Here is a 17,232-nt window from a genome sequence, read left to right as displayed (position 1 = left end):
CACTGACGCCCGGAACGGGCCGAGCCGCCGCGACCGAGACCGGGCGATTCGGCCCACTCGAAGACCCACCTACTCGATATCGATCCGGTGGCGCGACTCCTCCGCGGTCTCGGCCTCGAGCATCGGGAGGTGGACCTCGAGGACGCCGTTGCGGTAGCTCGCCGAGATCTCGTCTTCGACGACCTCCGCGGGGATCGTCACCTGGCGGGCGACCCGCCGCTCTCGCAGGAGCTGGCGCCCCTCGTCGCCGCTCTCACGGTCGCTGCGGGCGCGCACCGAGAGCAGCCCCTCCTCGAAGGTCAGGTCGATCTCCTCGCGCTCGAAGCCCGGCAGGTCCATCACGAAGACGTACCCCTCGCCCTCTCGCTCGAGGCTCATCGCGGCCTCGCCGCGGGTGCCGACCAGTCGGGGCGTCCCCTCACCCTCGAGGGCCGGTCGGGACGGCGACTCGAGCGCGGGGGTTTCGAACTCGTCCCACCACATGCGGCGCAACTGCTCGAAGGTGCGGTCCATCTCTCGGAACATGCGGTTCATCTCGTCGAACGATCTCATCGTAATCGAGTATTATATGTCACGATTGATAATAAGCATTGCTGGACGCGGGATAGCACGTCGCTACAGCGCCAGATCGCGGGAACCGGTGTCGCCGACGCACTGCTGCTCGTCGCCCAGTTCGGCGCAGGCGTCCCGGATCAACCCGTCGAGAATCTCGGGCGTCGTCGGGTGGTACGCCCGATTCGGCACCTCGCGGACGTCGAGGCCGGTCGCGATGATCACCTGCATCGTTTTGGCCATCACGTCGGCGTGGTAGTGCAGCGCCTGGTAGCCGATCACGGTGCCGTCGGCCGCGTTGACGATCAGCGTCGCCCGCCCCTCCGGGTGGTTTTTCGTCTTAAACACCCCGTCGGAGGACGCCTTGCGGGTGACGACGATCGCGTCCATCTCCGTCTCTGCGGCCGTCTCCGGCGTGTGGCCGATCCGCGCGAACGGATACACCCCGAGGCCCGAGAAGATGACGTGGTGGGGGATGTTGGTGTAAGGCTCGAGGTCCTCCCCGCGGTGGTGGCGCACGATGTTCTCGCCCGCGGCGAACCCCTGTTCTTTCGCGACGTGGAGGATCGGCTCGCGGCCGTTGGCGTCGCCGACGACGAACACCCGCTCGTCGGCGGCCGCCTGCAGGGTGGAGTCGACCCAGCCGTCCCCGACCTCGAGGCTCGTCTCCTCGAGGCCCAGTCGGTCGACCGCGGGTCGCCGGCCCGTGAAGCAAAAGAGCTGATCGGCCTCGAGGACTTCCGTCTCGCCCGCCCGCTCGACGACCATCCGGACGCCGCCGTCGGCGGTCGGTTCGACGCGCTTCTCGTCGGTGTTTGTCAGGATCTCGAGGCCGAACTGCTCCCGGTAGAGCTCGAGAATCGTCTCGCCGTACTCGGGTTCCATCTCCTCGAGTGGATGGTCGTCGTGTTCGATCACCGTGAGCTCCGTTCCGGCCTCGCTCAGGTAGGGTGCGAGTTCCATGCCGATGTAGCCAAAGCCCATCACGATCCCCGACTCCGGCAACTCGGTCGCCTCGAGGACGTCCGCACTGGTCGCGAACTCGACCTCGCCGATCCCCGGCAGGTCGGGGACGTTCACCGTTGACCCCGTCGCGATCACGACGTAGTCGGGTTCGATCGTCCGGTCGCCGACGGCGAGGGTGCGGTCGTCGACGAAGCGGGCAGTTTCGTGGAGAAACTCGACGTTCTCGCGGTCGTCGAGGCCGTGGACGTGGCTCCGGCGGTGGTCGGCGAAGGCCGAGACGTGCTCGTTCTTCCGCTCGATGACGGTCTCGAGGTCGAGCGCCGGCACCTCGCCCGCGAGCCGGTCGTCGTGGCGCGCCTGGTAGCGGTGTTCGGCCGCCGAGAGAACGTCCTTCGAGGGCATACAGCCCCGGAGAATACAGAGGCCGCCGCCGGGTTCGCCGTCGTCGATCAGCGTGAGTCGAACGTCGTCGCCGGCTCGCTCGAGCAGTTCGTCTGCAACGGCGACCCCCGCGCTGCCGTAGGCGCCGACGATTGCGACGTGAAGCATGATCGTGCTACAGCACCGCCGGTGAAAGGCGTTGCCGCGGCGGTCGATTCCGCCGTTTTCGGGGCTACCGGATCGCGACGCCCGGCCGCGCCCCGGTGTGCTCGCCGTCGCGGACGACGAACTCGCCGTTGACGAGCACGTGGTCGATCCCCTCGGCGTAGACGTCCGGCTCGACGAACGTGCCGCCCTGAGCGACGGTTTCGGGATCGAAGACGGTGAGGTCCGCGAACGCCCCCTCCTTCAGCAGGCCGCGATCGGAGAGCCCCAGCCGGGCGGCGGGCTGACCGGTCATCTTGAAGATCGCCTCCTCGAGCCCCAGAACCCCCTCCTCGCGGACGTAGTGGCCCAGCACCCGCGGGAAGGTGCCGTAGCTGCGCGGGTGCGGCACGCCCTCGCCGAGCGGCCCCTCGTTTCGCATCGAGTTGCCGTCGCTGCCGATCATCGTCAACGGATGCTGCATAACTGTCTCGACGTCGTTCTCGCTCAGACAGAAGTGGATGTGCTTGGTCCGGCACCGATCTTCGATCAGGACGTCCATTGTGAGTTCTTCGGGACTGCGGGACTCGCCCTCGCGGGCGGCGAGTTCGGCGATGGTCGACCCCTGGAGGTGCTCGAGGCCCTCGGTCCGGACGTTCGTCACGAGAATGTCGTCCCAGGAGTCGGTGTTCTCGGCGAGTTCGCGCCCGATCCGCTCGCGGGTGTCGGGGTCCTGCAGCCGCTCGAGCAGCGCCTCCGTGCCGCCGTCGCGGGCCCACGTGGGCACGCGGGCGCTGAGACTCGTCGAGGAGGCGACGTAGGGGTACTGCTCGCACTGGACGTCGACGCCCTCGCGCTCGCGGGCGAGTTCCATCCGCCGGAGGGTGTACTCGACTTTCCCCCAGTTGTCCCGACCGACGGCCTTGTGGTGGGAGACCTGGACCGGAACCCCCGCCCGTCGTCCGATCTCGATGGCCTCCTCGAGCCCCTCGAACAGCTCGTCGCCCTCGCTTCGCATGTGGGTGCAGTACAGTTTCCCGTGGTCGGCGACCACGGAGGCGAGTTCGACGATCTCGTCAGTGTCGGCGAACGCGCCGGGGGTGTAGATGAGCCCCGTCGAGAGCCCCACGGCGCCGTCGGCCAGCGCCTCGTCGACGATTTCCTTCATCTCCTCGAGTTCCTCCTCGGTGGGTTCGCGGTCCTCGTAGCCGATCACCGCCTCGCGGGCGTTCTCGTGGCCGACCAGCGAGCCGACGTTGAGCGAGACGCCCTCCTCGAGGTAGTCGAGGTAGTCGGCCATCGTCACCCACTCGTCGGTGTCGACGACGTCGCCGACCCCTCGGTAGGCGAACCCTTCGGCGACGGACTCGGCGCACTCGCCGTAGGTGGGCGCGGCGCTCGTTCCGCAGTTGCCGACGATCTCCGTGGTCACCCCCTGGCGGACCTTGCTGTGGGCCTCCCGGTTCGCGGGCAGCGTGAAGTCGGAGTGGGTGTGGATGTCGATAAAGCCCGGCGCGAGGACGTGGCCCTCGAGGTCGATCTCGACCGCGGCGTCGCCGACGTCGTGACCGATCTCGGCGATCCGGCCCTCCGCGACCGCGAGCTCACCGCGGGTCCACGGCGCGCCCGTCCCGTCGATCAGCCGCGCGTTTCGAAACGCAATGTCAGCAGTTGACATGACTACGACGAGTCGGGGAGGGTACTAAAATACCCGTCCTCGTTCGCTAGGGGCGGGTCCCGGAAGATGCGGCCCTTGCCGTCGCCCAACCGTTCATACCCCGCCGGCGTAATCGTGGCCTATGCTCACAGTCGACGACGTTCTCGACCTCGAGTGGCCCGGCCCGCCAGCGTGGTCGACCGACTCGGCGTTTCTCGGGGCGACGATCTACGAGGACGACGGGAACGCGCTACTGGTTTCTCGTCCCGGCGACGACGGTGATCCCTGGCGGGTCCGTCCGAACGACGCCCACGTTACCGAGTTCGCCTGGTCGCCGACCGATCCCGTCCTCGTCTGTGGAACCGACGACGGCGCGATGGTCCTCCTCGACCCGCTCGAGCGAACCATCACCGAACTCGCCCGAACTCCGGACGGCGACGGTTCGTTCGCGTGGTCGGACGACGGCGACCGCATCGCATTCTACCGCGACGGTTGCCCGTGGATACGCTCGCTCGCAGACGGCATCGAACGCGGCTTCGACGTCCCCGAGCGCGGGCCGTTCCTGGGCGAGTCGCGAATGCTCGCCCCGCGCGAGGACGGCCTGCTCGCCTACCGGTTCGTCGAGCGCGAGGCGAAGTGCGTCGGCGTGATCGACACCGACTCGGGGGAGTTGGTCTGGCGGACCCGACCCGATACGTCCTCGCACTCGCCGGTCTGGCTCGCCGACGGTCGCCTGCTGTTCGAGCGCAGCGGGGAGTACGGCACAGTCAGGGAGTTCGTCGCGGCCGACCTCGAGGGAGGCGAGACGACCCTCTTTCGCGAGGAAGACGGCGAGGTTGGAACGCTCTCGCGGGGCTCGCCGCAGGTGTCACCGGACGGCTCGAACCTGGCCGCGGCGTTTCCGCTCGACGGCTTCGAGCACGTCTACGTTATCGACCTCGAGTCGGGCGAGCGTACCCAGCTCACGGCGGGAGCGTTCGAGGACAAGGGTTTCGCGGGGTCGGCGCCGCGGTGGCTCGACGACGAGACGCTCGTTTTCGCATCCAACCGCCGCGATCCGGGCCAGCGACAGCTCTACGCCGTCACGCTCGAGGGCGAGATCACGCCGCTGGTCGAGCGCGAGGGGACGGCCGTCGATCCGCGCCCGTCCCCCGACGGCAGCCGACTCGCCTACCGCCACGCGAGCGCCGAGCGCTCGACGGAGCTCCGGGTGCTGGACCTCGAGGGAGGCGCGACCCCGACCGGCGACGGCGAGACGGCGGCCGGAACCGCCGCAGCCGACGACGGCGTCCGCGACCGCCGACTCACCCGCTCGGGGGTCGAGTCCTGGCCGTCGCCGCCGACCGAGCCGGAGCGGATCTCCTACGAGAGCAGCGGGTTAACCGTCGAGGGCTACCTCCTCGACCCCCGGAGGGGGGAGGCGGTTCCCGACGACGCGACCGACCTGCCGAGCGTGGTCTACGTCCACGGCGGCCCGATGCGTCAGATGCGCGACGGCTTCCACCCCGAGCGGTCCTACGGACTGCAGTACGCGATCCAGCAGTACCTCGCCGCGAAGGGATACGTCGGACTGTTCGTGAACTACCGCGGCGGCATCGGCTACGGCCGCGAGTTTCGGGCGGCGATCGCCGGCGTCACCGGGCGCGCCGAGATGGACGACATCGCCCGCGGGGCCGACTTCCTCCGGGGCCTCGAGTACACGAGCGACGCCGTCGGCCTCTGGGGGCTCTCCTACGGGGGATACGCGGCACTCCAGCTTCCCGGTACCCATCCGGGAACGTTCGACGTGACCGTCAATCTCGCCGGGCTCGTCGACCGGGCGAACTACTACGAGTGGGCCGCCGAGACGAAGTTCCCCGAGATCGCCTCGGCGACGAGCGTTCGCATGGGTGGCACGCCGCTCGAGGCGCCGGAGCGGTGGGCTGACTCCAGCCCGATCACGCACGTGGATCGCTACGAGACCCCGCTGTACAACTTCCACGGCACCGCCGACCGGTACGTGAACGTCGAACAGCAGGACCTCGTCGTCGACGCCCTGCTCGACTCCGACGTCGCGTTCGAGGCGGAGTACTACCCCGACGAGGGCCACGTCTTCTCCCGGCGGGCGACCTGGGCGCGGACGATCGAAAAGCTCGAGGGCGCCTTCGAGACGCACCTGCGGTAGCCGCCGGTCGTCGACCGTCGACTCGCCCGTCCGGCGGCTATCGCGATATTTCGTCGGCCTGCTCTGCGACGACGGCGTCGACCTCCGCCTTCGTCACGAGGGCGACGTCGCCCGGAATCGTCCGCTTGAGCGCGGCCGTCGCGGCGGCGTACTCGAGCGCCCGCGGCACGTCCTCGCCGGCGAGTCGCCGGGCCAGGAAGGCGCCGGTGAAGGCGTCGCCGGTGCCGATCGGGTCGACGGTGTCTGTCTCGTAGGCGTCGTGGTCGTGGACGACGTTGTCGTGCCAGGCGAGCGCGCCCCGGTCGCCGCGGGTGACGACGACGGTCGTGAAGTCGAACTGCGAGCCGAGTTTGTGTGCCAGCTGTCGCGGATCGCCGTCGTAGCCGAGCACCGTCCGGGCGTCGCGGGCGGCGACGACGAGCACGTCGATCCCCGGGAACAGCGAGGTGAGCGTCTCGCGGGCCTCCTCGGGCGACCAGAGCTTGGCGCGGTAGTTGAAGTCGAACGCCGTGGTCGTCCCGCCCTGCTTCGCCGCCTTGAGCATGTTCGCGGTCGTCTCGCGCGCCGTCGGCGACAGCGCGGGCGTGATCCCCGAAGTGAAGAAGACGCGGGCGTTCTGGATCAACTCGAGGTCGAACTCCTCGGCGCGGGCGGTCGTCACCGCGGCGTTTTCCCGGTCGTAGACGACGTTCGTTCCGCGGGGTTTCCCGCCGTGTTCCAGGTAGTACGTCCCCTGGCGTCCCTCCTCGCTCCAGACGATCTCCGTCTCGATGCCGTAGCCGCGAAGTTCGCTCACGACCCGCCGCCCGAGCGGCGAGTCGGGGAGCTTGGAGGTCCAGGTCGACACCGCGCCCAGCCGCTCGGCGGCGATCGCGACGTTGCTCTCGGCGCCCGCGGCACGAACCTCGAGTTCGGTCGTCGACTCGAGGCGTTCGTTACCGGGCGGCGACAGCCGGAGCATCGTCTCGCCGAAGGTGACGAGGTCGCTCACGGCTGTCCCCTCCCTCTCGGGTCGAATGCGGTTGCGTCCGTCATACCTCGCCAAACGAACGGGCGTGGCATAAGTTGTCGCGTTAGTCGCCCGTCGGCCGCTCGGAGACGACCGTCGGGGCCCCCTCCTCGGCGCCCTCGAGTCCGATCTCGTACCCGAACTCGGCCAGCAGTTCGACTCCCGCTTCGACGTGGTCGGTCACCGCCGGAATCCGTACCCGGCCGCCGGCCAGCGCGAGGGGGACGAGCAACTGGTCGGCCATGTGTCGGTCGACGGAGGCGCCTCCCTCGAGAATTCCGAGGAGGTCGTTGGCGGCCTCCTTGCCCACGCGCTCGGCAAGTTTCCCCTTCTCGCCGAGCGCCGAGAAGCCGGCGAGTCCGGTTTCGTGCTCCAGCCGCAGAACGATCGCGGAACCGGGACAGGCGCTCTGGGCGGTCGTCTCGACGCGCTCGAGCGTCTCGAGTCCCGTCCCACGGAGGCGCTCGAGCGCCCCCTCGGCCTGGCGGCGGGCCACCTCGGCGTCGGCCAGCGCGGCGGCTTCCGTCGAGTACACGCGGACCCCTTCGGGATCGCCCCGTCGGCCGAGTTCGATCGGTTCGAGCGTCGACGGCTCGAGTTCCAGGGTCGCCCGACCGCCGCCGACGGGGTAGAACCCGCGGCGCGCGAGGTCGAGGCTCGCCCGCAGGCCGTACCGTTCCAGCAGCGGGAGGGTGACGTACCGGAGGTAGTCCATCGGCGGCGACCACGCCACGTCCGTCCCGCCGGTGGCCGTCACCGACAGCGGGGCCTCGAGGCGGGTCGCGAGCGGGAGGATGGCGTCGAACAGCAGGCTGATGCTGCCGGCGGTGCCGATGTCCGCGCGGTAGCTGCCGCCCTCGATCCGCCCGGGTTCCGGCTCGAACGTCACGGTTTCGCTGCCGAGGTCGGCCCCCGAGACGTCGGCGTCGCAGATCGCGGACGCCGTCTCGAGCGTCGCGAGGTGCTGGTGGGCGAGGCCGGGATTCGGCCGATCGCCCCGGACGTTCTCGATACGGACGGGCTCTCCGCGAAGCGCGGCGAGCGCGAGGGCGCTTCGCAGGTACTGTCCGCCCGCGTCGCTGCCGTCGAGTTCGCGCATACTCGAGGTAGGACCCGTCGGCAAGAAAACGGTTCGCGTCGGCGCCGGGGCGTCCCGTCTCCCAGACTTCCGCTTTCTGAACGCTTTCGGTGGTTCGGTGCCGTCTCGAGGACGAATGGGTCTCTGGTCGAACCCGCTCCGACGCCGCTGGCTGCTGTGGGGGACGCTCGGGGCCGTCTTCCTGCTCGTCAACGTCTACCGGCTCTCGACGGCCGTCCTCGCCGAGGAGTTGATGGCGACGTTCGAGACGACCGGCGCCCAGCTCGGCACGCTCCACGCGATCTTCTTCTGGGTGTACGCGGTCATGCAGATCCCGACCGGGCTGCTCGCGGATCGGACCGGTCCCCGGCGGACGGCCGCGGCGGGGGCGCTGACGATGAGCCTGGGCGGGATCTGGTTCGCCGCCGCGGACACGTACCTGGCGGCGGTGCTCGCCCGCGGTCTCGTCGGTCTCGGCGGGAGCGTGATCTTCGTCTGCATCCTGCGGTTCTGTGCGAACTGGTACCGGGAGGACGAGTTCGCGACGATGAGCGGCCTCTCGTTCGCCGTCTCGGGGATCGGCGGCGTGCTCGCGACGACACCGCTCGCGGTCGCCGCGGGCGCCGCCGGCTGGCGGGCGACGATCGGCTGGCTCGGCGGTCTGGGACTCGTTTTCGCCGCCGCGGTGTACCTGTTCGTCCGGGATACCCCCGAGCGCGCCGGCTTCGACCCGATCGCGGGGGTCCCCGGCCAGCCGACGCTCACCGCCGCGGAGCTTCGGACCGCCGCCGGCGACGTCTTCCGGGACCGCTGGACCTGGGTGATCAGCCTCATGCTGTTCTGTACGACCGGCGTCAACCTCACGCTGTTCGGCCTCTGGGGGGTTCCCTACGTCGTCCAGACCTACGGCGTCGACGTGACGACCGCCTCCGTCTTCACGCTGCTCGGCGGCGTCGGACTCATCGTCGGCCCGCCGTCGCTCGGCTGGCTCTCCGACCGACTCGAGTCCCGGACCGAACTGATGGTCGGCGGCGGGCTCTGTTACGTGGTCGCGCTCGGAGTCATCGCGGTCGTCGGCGACCCGCCGCTGTGGGTCGTCGCCGTCGTCTACTTCCTGACGGGCGTTCTGCTCGGCGCGTTCGTCCTCAGCTACGCCATCGTCAAGGATCGCCACCCGGCGAGCGCCAGCGGGATCTCGACGGGAACGATCAACGGGGCGGCGTTCGTCGGCGCGGCCGTCCTCCCGACGCTGATGGGGTGGGCCCTCGACGCCTACTGGACCGGCGAGATCGTCGGCGGCGCCCGCGTCTACACGGCGACCGGCTACCGCGTCGCGTTCGCCATCGCCACGGCTGCCGGGTTCGTGGCGTTTCTCTGTACGCTCTGGCTCCACTGGCGGACGAACGCCTCGAGGCCGTGAGCCCGGTCAGCCGCCGTGGCCGGGGTAGTCCCGCTCGAAGCGCTCGTCGATCTCGGCGTCGTCGATCGCGACGATCACGGGCCGGCCGTGGGGGCAGGCGTAGGGGTTCTCGCAGCCGTCGAGCGCGGCGAGTAAGTCGACCACCGACCCCTCCGTCAGCGAGGTGTTGCCGGTGATCGAAGGGTGACAGGCCAGGTCGCCGAGGAACTCGTCGGCGAGCGCGTCGATCGTCTCGGCGCCCGACTCGCGGTCGCCCTCGAGGACCGCCGAGAGGACGTCACGCAGCCGGTCGGGTGCGAGGGTCTTCTCGAGCACCGCCGGCACCGTCGTCACCGCCACGGTGCGGTCGTCCACGCGGTCGGCGACGAAGCCGAGCCGCGCCAGCGCCTCCCGGTACTGGGCGAACGCCTCCGACTCCGCGGCGGTGACCTCGAGTTCGACCGGCGAGGCCAGCGCCTGGGTCGTCGGGTCGTCGGCGAACGCCTCGCGCAGGCGCTCGTAGTTCACCCGCTCGTCGGCGGCGTGCTGGTCGACCAGAAGCAGCCCGTCGGGGCTCTCACAGACGAGGTAGGTGTCCCGGAACTGCCCGAGCACCGACAGCGACGGCAGCGAGTCGTACTCGCTCTCGGCGGCCGCCGACTCGCCCTCGAGCGTCCGCTGGTCGGTCGGACCGGCGAGCGACCGCCGGTCGCCAGAGCGCGCCTCGCGACCGGCAGCCGCCCGGTCGGGTTCGTGCCCCTCGTCGGCCGGCCGGGTCCAGTCACCCGCAGCCCCGTCCGCCGTCGACGAGTCCTCGGGGGCGGCCGCACCGGACGACGGCTCGGCCGGACTCGAGCGGCCCACCTCCCTCGAACGGTCCTGACTCGAGGCCGACCGGTCGGCGCTCGGTCGGCCCCTGTCGGTCCTCGAGGATTGCGACTCGCTGGTCGTCCCCGCCGTCGGTTCGACTTCCGAGGACCGCCCGGATCCCGCGGTCGGGGGTGAACTCGACGCCTCCGAGTGAGCGCCTCTCGACTCCGCCGCGCTCGCGTCGTTCCCTCGGGGCGCCGTCGCGTCGTCGAGGTCGACCTCTCGAGACGGCTCGACCCGCGTCTCGGCGGGTGCCGACCGGCCCCGGGGGGCGCTCGAACGCAGCAGGCCGTGTTCGAGCAGCGCGGACTCGACGGCGGCGTCGACCTGCCGCCGCACGGCGTCGTCGTCGTCGAAGCGCACCTCCCGCTTTCGGGGGTGGACGTTGACGTCGACGGCGTCGCCGGGCACCTCGAGGAAGCAGACGACGAACGGGTAGCGGTCGCCGCCGAGTTGCGTGCCGTAAGCGCCCATGATTCCCTCGCGGATGGCGTCGCTCGTGACCGCGCGGCCGTTGACGTAGGTGGCGAGGTACTCCCGGCTCGAGCGGTTCGTCTCCGGGTGCGAGACCAGCCCGGAGACGGACTCGAGCGGCCCCACGGGGAGGTCGTCGGCGTCGGCCTCGACGGGGAGCATCGCCGTGGCGACCTCGCGACCGTACACCGAGAGCACCGCGGCCTGCAGGTCGCCCTGGCCGGTCGTCGCGAACACCTCGCGACCGTCGTGGGAGAGCGAGACCGCGACGTCGGGGTTCGCCAGCGCGTAGCGGGTGACGACCCGGTTGACGTGGGCGAACTCCGTCGCCGTCGTCTTCAGGAATTTCCGGCGGGCGGGCGTGTTCGAAAAGAGGTCGGTGACCCCGACGACGGTTCCCTCGGGACAGCCCGCGGGCTCGACGGTCTCGACGGTTCCGGCGTCGTAGACGAGCTTCGTGCCCGCGGCGTCCGTTCCCGCCCGTTCTCCGGCCGCGTCCTCGTCCGCTCGCGCGCGCGGACGGGTCCGGATCTCCAGGCGCGAGACGGAGCCGATTGTGTGCAGCGCCTCGCCCCGAAAGCCCAGGGTGGCGACGCCGGACTCGAGATCAGAGAGTCCCTCGAGCTTGCTCGTCGTGTGCTGGCGCACCGCCGCGCGAACGTCGGCCTCGGTCATCCCCCGGCCGTCGTCGGCCACGCGGATCAGCTCCGTGCCGCCGGCCTCGACGCTGACGTCGATCCGGGTGGCGTCGGCGTCGAGGCTGTTCTCGACCAGCTCCTTGACGGCGCTCGCGGGGCGTTCGACGACCTCGCCGGCGGCGATGCGGGCGACGGTGTCCTCGTCGAGCCGTCGGATCGCCGTCTCTCCGGTGGACCCGTCGCTCATCGGTTCCCCTCCGCGGCGGTGCGCTCGAGCGCCTGGCGGCTCCCGAATCTCATCGCTCGTCCGTAGTCAGGGCGGCTGGTTATGTCTTGCGTCCGTACGAGTTGTACGCGCGATCCGTTCCCGGGCCGAGTCGCCGTCCGGGGGAAAGAGCAAGCACGCTGGGCGGTGAACTCCGTCCCATGCGCCCCGCGCTCGCCCCGGCCGCCGTCGGCGACTCCCTCCTCGTGGTCGCGCTCGTCCTCGCGGTCGCGGCCGTCCACCTGCTGCCCGACGAGATACCGGTCTCGAGCGGGCTCTCCCGGCACAGCCTGCTCTCGACGGCCGGCGGCGTCTCGGTCGTCTACGCCTTCCTCCACATGTTTCCGGAGCTCGACGAACGCCGGGAGAGTCTCGAGGGTCTCGACGTCCTCGTCGGCACGCTCGCCGCCCACCACATCTACGCGCTCGCGTTCGTCGGGGTCGCGCTGTTCTACGGCCTCGAGCGGCTGGCGACGCTCTCTAAGGCCCACGAGTTCGAGCACGGGCTCCCGCCCTTTACCGACGAGCCGGTGTTCTGGCTCCACGTCGGCAGCTTCGTCGTCTACAACGCGTTCATCGGTTACGTGATCGTCCAGGGGGAGACGGGCGCCGACAGCGCCGCGCTGTTCGCCGTCGCGATGGGGTTGCACCTGCTCGGCAACGACGCGGCGCTCGAGGCCCACCACCGCGAGACATACCGTCGAATTGGCCGCTGGGTTCTCGCAGCCGCTGTCGTCGCCGGCGCGGGAGTCGGCGCCGTCTACACGCTCGGGGAGGGGACGTTCACGGTTCTGCTCGGCCTGCTGACCGGCGGCGTCGTGTTCAACGCGATCAAGGACGAACTCCCGCGGACGGCCGAGAGCCGATTCTGGGCGTTCGCAGCGGGTGCGACCGGCTACGCGCTGGTGTTGCTCTCGCTGTAGCTGCGGGATTCAGTCCTCGCCCGGGCTACCCGTCCTCGAGTCGCCGCTGCCACTCCTGGACCTTCGCGATCAGCTCCACGGGCGGCGTCTCGTTGACGTCCACTCCCTCGAGGTCCTCGAGCACCCGCTTCGTCTCGGGGTCCAGCGACTCGCTCGGCTCACCCCCGTCCGCATTGGCCGGCCCCCGGAACCCGCCGCTCGAGACGTCGAACACCGTCTGGACCGGCTCGCTCGAGCCGCTCCCCTTCGCTTCGATCGCCTTCTCCTCGCGCAGGCGCTCCAAGACGTCCCGCGAGCGGTCGACGACCGGCTCGGGGACGCCCGCCAGGTCGGCGACGTGAACGCCGTAGGAGCGGTTCGTCGGGCCGTCGCGGACGGTTCTGAGGAAGGTGACGTCGCCGTCGCGCTCGTCGACGGCCACGTGGACGTTCGCCACCCGCGGGAGGTGTTCCGCCAGACCCGTGAGCTCGTGGTAGTGGGTCGCAAAGAGCGTCTTCGCCCGGATCTCGTTGTGGAGGTACTCCGTGGCCGCCCAGGCGATCGAGATCCCGTCGTAGGTCGCCGTTCCCCGGCCGACCTCGTCCAGAATAACGAGGGAGTCCTCCGTCGCGCTGTGGAGGATGTTCGAGAGCTCGTTCATCTCGACCATGAACGTCGACCGGCCCTGGGCGAGTTCGTCGAGCGCCCCCACGCGCGTGAAGATGCCGTCGACCAGTCCCACCGTGGCCTCGCGGGCCGGGACGAAGCTCCCGATCTGGGCGAGCAGGACGATGCAGGCTACCTGGCGCATGTACGTCGACTTTCCGGACATGTTGGGACCGGTCACGATCAGGAACCGCCGGTCGTCGGCCAACCGCACGTCGTTGGGAACGAACTCCGTGGTCTGCTCGACGACCGGGTGCCGGCCCTGGTCGATCTCGAGGTCGCCCTCGTTCGTGACCGTCGGCCGAACCCAGCCGTTTTCGGCCGCGTGGGTCGCCAGGCTCGCCAGCGCGTCGACGGTCGCGAGCGTCCGACCGACGTCCTGGAGCAACTCGGCACGGGCGGCGACTTCCTCCCGGAGCTCCTCGAACAGCTCGTACTCGAGCTCCCCTCGTCGCTCCTCGAGACGGAGCACCGCGCGTTCCTTCTCGGCCAGTTCGTCGGTCGTGAACCGCTTTGAGTTCTTGAGCGTCTTGATCTCGTCGTAGTGGTCGGGGACGCCGTCGGCCGCGGACTTGCCGACCTGGATGTAGTAGCCGTCGGTCTTGTTCCGGTCGACGCTGACGTGAGAGAGCCCGTGTCGGCGCTTCTCGCGGTCGGCGAGCGTCTCGAGCCACTCGAGGACCGCCTCGTGGCGCTCGATCACCTCGTCGAGTTCGGCGTCGTACCCCCGCGTCAGCAGCCCGCCCTGGGTGACCGTCGACGGCGGGTCGGCCGCGAGAGCGCTCGAGAGCGTCTCCCGCAGGTCGGCTGCGGCCTCGCGGTCGGGTCGGTCGACGACCGACGCGAGCGGCGAGTCGGCGAGTTCCGGCGTCGAGCCGACGAGGTCGGCGACCCGCGGGAGGGTGTCGAGGGTGTCGGCGACGGCGAGCAGGTCGCGGGCGTCGGCGCTGCCGTGGGTCGCCCGCGAGGCCAGCCGCTCGAGGTCGTATGCCTCGCCGAGCGCCTCGCGGAGTTCGTCGCGGGCCAGTGCCGCCGACGCGAGGGCACCCACGCTCGCCTGGCGCTCGGAGACGACCTCGAGGTCGCGTCTCGGTCGGCCGAGCCACTCCTTCAGCAGGCGCCCGCCCGCGCTGGTCTCGGTGTGGTCGATCGTCGCGAACAGCGACCCCTCGCGGTCGCCGTGCATCGTCTCGGTGAGCTCGAGGTTGCGCTGGGTGGTCGCGTCGAGGGTGACGTGGTCGTCGCCGCGGTGGGTCTGCAAGCGCGTCATCGAGGCCAGCACGCCGGTTCCGGTCTCCTCGACGTAGGCGAGCGCCGCGCCGGCGGCGGCGACGGTCGCCGCCGCGAGGTCGAGGCGCTCGAGGAGTTCCCGTCCGAACTGCTCGCGGACGGCGTGGGCGCCGCGCTTGGGAGCGAACGCTTCCGCGTCGAACAGCGTCAGTTTCGCGTCGGTCCGCTCGCGGATCCGACCCAGGAGGTCGTCGTCGTTTCGCACTTCGGGTCCGGGGAGCACCTCCGCGGGGGCGAAGCGGTAGAGTTCGGTCAGGGCCTCGTCCGCGTCGGCGGCGCCAGTGACGAGAAAGCGGCCGGTCGTCACGTCGGCGAAGGCGAGGCCGTACCCCTCGCCGGAGTCGACCACCGTCGCCAGGTACTGGGCGTCGGCGTCGCTCGTCTCGAGCAGCGTTCCCGGCGTCGCGACGCGGACGATCTCGCGGGCGTGACCGCCGTCGGTCTCGTACTGGTCGGCGACGGCGACGCGGTAGCCGCGCTCGACGAGCGCCTTGAGATACGGCGTGAGCTCCGACAGCGGCACGCCGGCCATCGGGTACGACGACCCGTGGGAGGACTTCTGGGAGACCTTCAGGTCGAGTTCGTCGCCGACGATCTCCGCGTCTTCGGCGAAAAACTCGTAGAAGTCCCCGCACTGCATCGCCAGCAACTCCGCGTCGGTCTCCGCCTTGAGCGAGAGAAACTCCCCCACGATGCCCGTCGCCTCGGTCATGTCCGGTCAGTACGATCCCACCGGTAAAATGCTGCGGGTTCCGCCGAGCGTCTCGATCCGGCGACGGACGGGCCCCCGCTCGCAACGCCGAAACTATCGCGCCAATTTATATCATGCCAATACGTGACACACTCAACGACGATTAGTGCTGATACGATCGTATATTTTGGTGTGATATTACAGTATATTATGTACATATTTGGATAAATGTTTAACTAACAGGCGTGTGACGGCCACACCGGCGGAGTGAACGAAACACGTTACGGACCGGTATCCGCCGACTCGGAGGTCCGTGACAGCCTCAATAATGAGTGGAGGACAATCATCTACAGGCAGTCGAACAGACGAACGAACAGCACGACGGGGGCCATCTCGACGAACGTGTCTCAAGGGGATCGCGGCAACCGGTGTCGGTCTCGCGTACGCCTCGAGCGGGGCGGCCGCGAGTTCCGACGGAGGAGACTCCTCGATTCCGTACGCGGACCAGTACTCGAGCGTGGTAAACGTCGTTGAGGATTACGGAGCGGCCAACGACGCGAGCGCGTCGATCGTTCCGATTCTCGAGCGCATCTACGCCGACCACGGCGACGATACGCTGTTTTACTTCCCGGCCGGCCGGTACTACATGGACCGGGAGTTCGAGGTAACCGGCTTCAATAACATCGGCTTCGTCGGCGAGCGGGCCGCGGTCGCGCCCGAGGGGACCGCCGACGAGGACGAGGAAAGCGACGACGAGACGCCGGAGGAGTCGTCCGAACCGGACGACGTCTACGAGACCGAAGAGGAGCCGGAAGTCGAAGACGACGACGACCTGCCGGACTTCTGTCGTATCGACCCCGAGTTCCGCGAGACGGGTGACTCGGACGACGAGTCCGACGCGGACGACGGCGACGACGAGCAGGACGGCTCCGACGACGGCGACTCGATCACCGACGACGCCGACGAGGAGTCCGAAGCGAACAAGACCGAGAACACCGTCGAGATCGTCCACCCGGACTACGATGGGTTCAACGGCAGCGGTCACATCCACCGCCTGTTCCGCTTCGGCAAGCCGGACGACTGGGGTCGCCCCGGTCGGAACCTCCGGTTCGAGGGCTTTGACATCGACTGGCGGTCGCCCCAGACCGGGCTGCGCGTGATCGAGGCCGACGTTTACGACGGCCTCGTCGTCCGCAACGTCAACGTCCACGGCCGCCACGACTCCGGCGCCTTCGGACCGCTGCGCATCGCCATCGCCGACCCGGCCGGCTCCGGGCTCGTCGAGGGCTTCCGCGTCCCCGACGGCGGCGAGTTCACGTCCGACGTGAACACCGGTTCGACCCAGAGCATCGGTCCGATCGGCTTCCTCTCGAACGACTACCACCAGGGGACGCTCACCTACCAGGACTGCGTGCTCGTCGGCTTCCCGAACAACGGGCTGTACGCCTCGAACGGCCCCGGCGCGGTCCGCGTCATCGGCGGCCGCTACGCGAACAACAACGTCGCACAGCTCCGACTCGGCGGCCGCGACAACTACGTCGACGGCGCGACGCTGGTCACCGACACGAACATGAGCTCCGAGGGCCACGAGGTCCGCCAGCGCGCGATCCGCCTCGAGAGCGGCGCCGAGAGCACCGTCATCGAGAACGTCGACATCGACATGAGCGACGGTCGCGCGTCGGAAGCGATTCTGCTGCGCCGCGACGTCGGCGACGTGACGTTCCGCAATCTCGACGTTCACATCGACGTCGACCGTCCGATCAACGGGGTCCGCGTCCGGGGCAACCCGAACGCGTCGATCAACCCCGACGAGTTCACGATCGAGGACTCGACGTTCGATCACAACGCCGCGGGCGGCTCGACGCTGCTGTTCGACGACGTCGGCTCCAACGCGGCGCCGGCGCTCGTCGAGGACGTCACCATCGACGGAACGATGGGGATCAACGGCAACCGGCCGGCGATCTTCAACTTCCGCGACAACGTCACGTTCCGTAACGTCACGATCGACCAGGGCGGTCATCCGCAGCGACGCGGTCTCGACAACCGCGGCGACAACGTGACGGTTCAGAACGTCAACTGACCGCTT

At 69.6% G+C, this 17,232-nt stretch carries 11 protein-coding genes; 4 read left to right on the top strand and 7 right to left on the bottom strand.

All coding sequences use genetic code 11. The annotated features are described in order from the left end of the window. Positions 1 to 69: 69 nt before the first annotated feature. The 3 genes from NMQ11_RS13220 to NMQ11_RS13210 all read right to left on the bottom strand — a co-directional run bounded on the left by NMQ11_RS13220 (position 70) and on the right by NMQ11_RS13210 (position 3,721). Positions 70 to 552 (bottom strand): Hsp20/alpha crystallin family protein, encoded by a 483-nt coding sequence (locus NMQ11_RS13220; RefSeq protein ID WP_255168920.1) that lies wholly within the window; start codon positions 550 to 552, stop codon positions 70 to 72. A gap of 63 nt (positions 553 to 615) precedes the next feature. Continuing rightward, positions 616 to 2,067 carry a dihydrolipoyl dehydrogenase family protein gene (locus NMQ11_RS13215; RefSeq protein ID WP_255168918.1) on the bottom strand — a complete coding sequence of 484 codons (1,452 nt, stop codon included), beginning with the start codon at positions 2,065 to 2,067 and terminating at the stop codon, positions 616 to 618. 64 nt (positions 2,068 to 2,131) lie between these two features. Beyond that, positions 2,132 to 3,721, bottom strand: a complete 1,590-nt coding sequence (locus tag NMQ11_RS13210) for an N-acyl-D-amino-acid deacylase family protein (protein WP_255168916.1) — start codon at positions 3,719 to 3,721, stop codon at positions 2,132 to 2,134. A 121-nt stretch (positions 3,722 to 3,842) separates the two neighbouring features. On the opposite strand from NMQ11_RS13210, the gene NMQ11_RS13205 reads away from it, so the two are divergent. Next, the gene (locus NMQ11_RS13205; RefSeq protein ID WP_255168914.1) at positions 3,843 to 5,864 is read left to right on the top strand and encodes a S9 family peptidase; all 2,022 of its coding nucleotides are present in this window, start codon (positions 3,843 to 3,845) and stop codon (positions 5,862 to 5,864) included. Between the two features lie 37 nt (positions 5,865 to 5,901). On the opposite strand, the gene kdgK1 is transcribed toward NMQ11_RS13205, so the two are convergent. Together kdgK1 and rtcA are read right to left on the bottom strand one after the other, a co-directional pair. After that, positions 5,902 to 6,855, bottom strand: coding sequence for a bifunctional 2-dehydro-3-deoxygluconokinase/2-dehydro-3-deoxygalactonokinase (kdgK1, locus tag NMQ11_RS13200; RefSeq protein ID WP_255168912.1), 954 nt, complete (start codon positions 6,853 to 6,855; stop codon positions 5,902 to 5,904). 82 nt (positions 6,856 to 6,937) lie between these two features. Then, positions 6,938 to 7,972, bottom strand: coding sequence for an RNA 3'-terminal phosphate cyclase (gene rtcA, locus NMQ11_RS13195; protein ID WP_255168909.1), 1,035 nt, complete (start codon positions 7,970 to 7,972; stop codon positions 6,938 to 6,940). Positions 7,973 to 8,087: 115 nt separating this feature from the next. Between rtcA and NMQ11_RS13190 the strand changes: the two genes are divergently transcribed. Beyond that, entirely contained in the window at positions 8,088 to 9,371 is a 1,284-nt protein-coding gene (locus tag NMQ11_RS13190; protein ID WP_255168907.1) for an MFS transporter, read from the top strand. A 6-nt stretch (positions 9,372 to 9,377) separates the two neighbouring features. Here the strand turns inward: NMQ11_RS13190 and mutL are convergent, their stop codons facing one another. Then, on the bottom strand, positions 9,378 to 11,579 hold the full coding sequence (gene mutL / locus NMQ11_RS13185) for a DNA mismatch repair endonuclease MutL (protein WP_255168905.1): 2,202 nt from the start codon (positions 11,577 to 11,579) through the stop codon (positions 9,378 to 9,380). Positions 11,580 to 11,758: 179 nt separating this feature from the next. Between mutL and NMQ11_RS13180 the strand changes: the two genes are divergently transcribed. Beyond that, the gene (locus NMQ11_RS13180; RefSeq protein WP_255168903.1) at positions 11,759 to 12,520 is read left to right on the top strand and encodes a hypothetical protein; all 762 of its coding nucleotides are present in this window, start codon (positions 11,759 to 11,761) and stop codon (positions 12,518 to 12,520) included. 25 nt (positions 12,521 to 12,545) lie between these two features. On the opposite strand, the gene mutS is transcribed toward NMQ11_RS13180, so the two are convergent. Next, positions 12,546 to 15,167: a DNA mismatch repair protein MutS gene (mutS, locus tag NMQ11_RS13175; protein WP_255168901.1), complete on the bottom strand. Its 2,622-nt coding sequence runs from the start codon at positions 15,165 to 15,167 to the stop codon at positions 12,546 to 12,548. A 496-nt stretch (positions 15,168 to 15,663) separates the two neighbouring features. Between mutS and NMQ11_RS13170 the strand changes: the two genes are divergently transcribed. Further along, positions 15,664 to 17,226: a hypothetical protein gene (locus NMQ11_RS13170; protein WP_255168899.1), complete on the top strand. Its 1,563-nt coding sequence runs from the start codon at positions 15,664 to 15,666 to the stop codon at positions 17,224 to 17,226. Positions 17,227 to 17,232: the final 6 nt, after the last annotated feature.

This window comes from Natrononativus amylolyticus (assembly GCF_024362525.1).
Classification (GTDB): domain Archaea; phylum Halobacteriota; class Halobacteria; order Halobacteriales; family Natrialbaceae; genus Natrononativus; species Natrononativus amylolyticus.
The sequence above is the reverse complement of the archived record's forward strand: the minus strand, read 5'-3'. Positions and strand labels throughout refer to the sequence as shown.

Bases quoted from the DNA above. Each gene is read 5' to 3' on its own strand.
- NMQ11_RS13220 (WP_255168920.1), bottom strand. From the start codon at position 552: ATGAGATCGTTCGACGAGATGAACCGCATGTTCCGAGAGATGGACCGC.
- NMQ11_RS13215 (WP_255168918.1), bottom strand. From the start codon at position 2,067: ATGCTTCACGTCGCAATCGTCGGCGCCTACGGCAGCGCGGGGGTCGCC.
- NMQ11_RS13210 (WP_255168916.1), bottom strand. From the start codon at position 3,721: ATGTCAACTGCTGACATTGCGTTTCGAAACGCGCGGCTGATCGACGGG.
- NMQ11_RS13205 (WP_255168914.1), top strand. From the start codon at position 3,843: ATGCTCACAGTCGACGACGTTCTCGACCTCGAGTGGCCCGGCCCGCCA.
- rtcA (WP_255168909.1), bottom strand. From the start codon at position 7,972: ATGCGCGAACTCGACGGCAGCGACGCGGGCGGACAGTACCTGCGAAGC.
- NMQ11_RS13190 (WP_255168907.1), top strand. From the start codon at position 8,088: ATGGGTCTCTGGTCGAACCCGCTCCGACGCCGCTGGCTGCTGTGGGGG.
- mutL (WP_255168905.1), bottom strand. From the start codon at position 11,579: ATGAGCGACGGGTCCACCGGAGAGACGGCGATCCGACGGCTCGACGAG.
- NMQ11_RS13180 (WP_255168903.1), top strand. From the start codon at position 11,759: ATGCGCCCCGCGCTCGCCCCGGCCGCCGTCGGCGACTCCCTCCTCGTG.
- mutS (WP_255168901.1), bottom strand. From the start codon at position 15,167: ATGACCGAGGCGACGGGCATCGTGGGGGAGTTTCTCTCGCTCAAGGCG.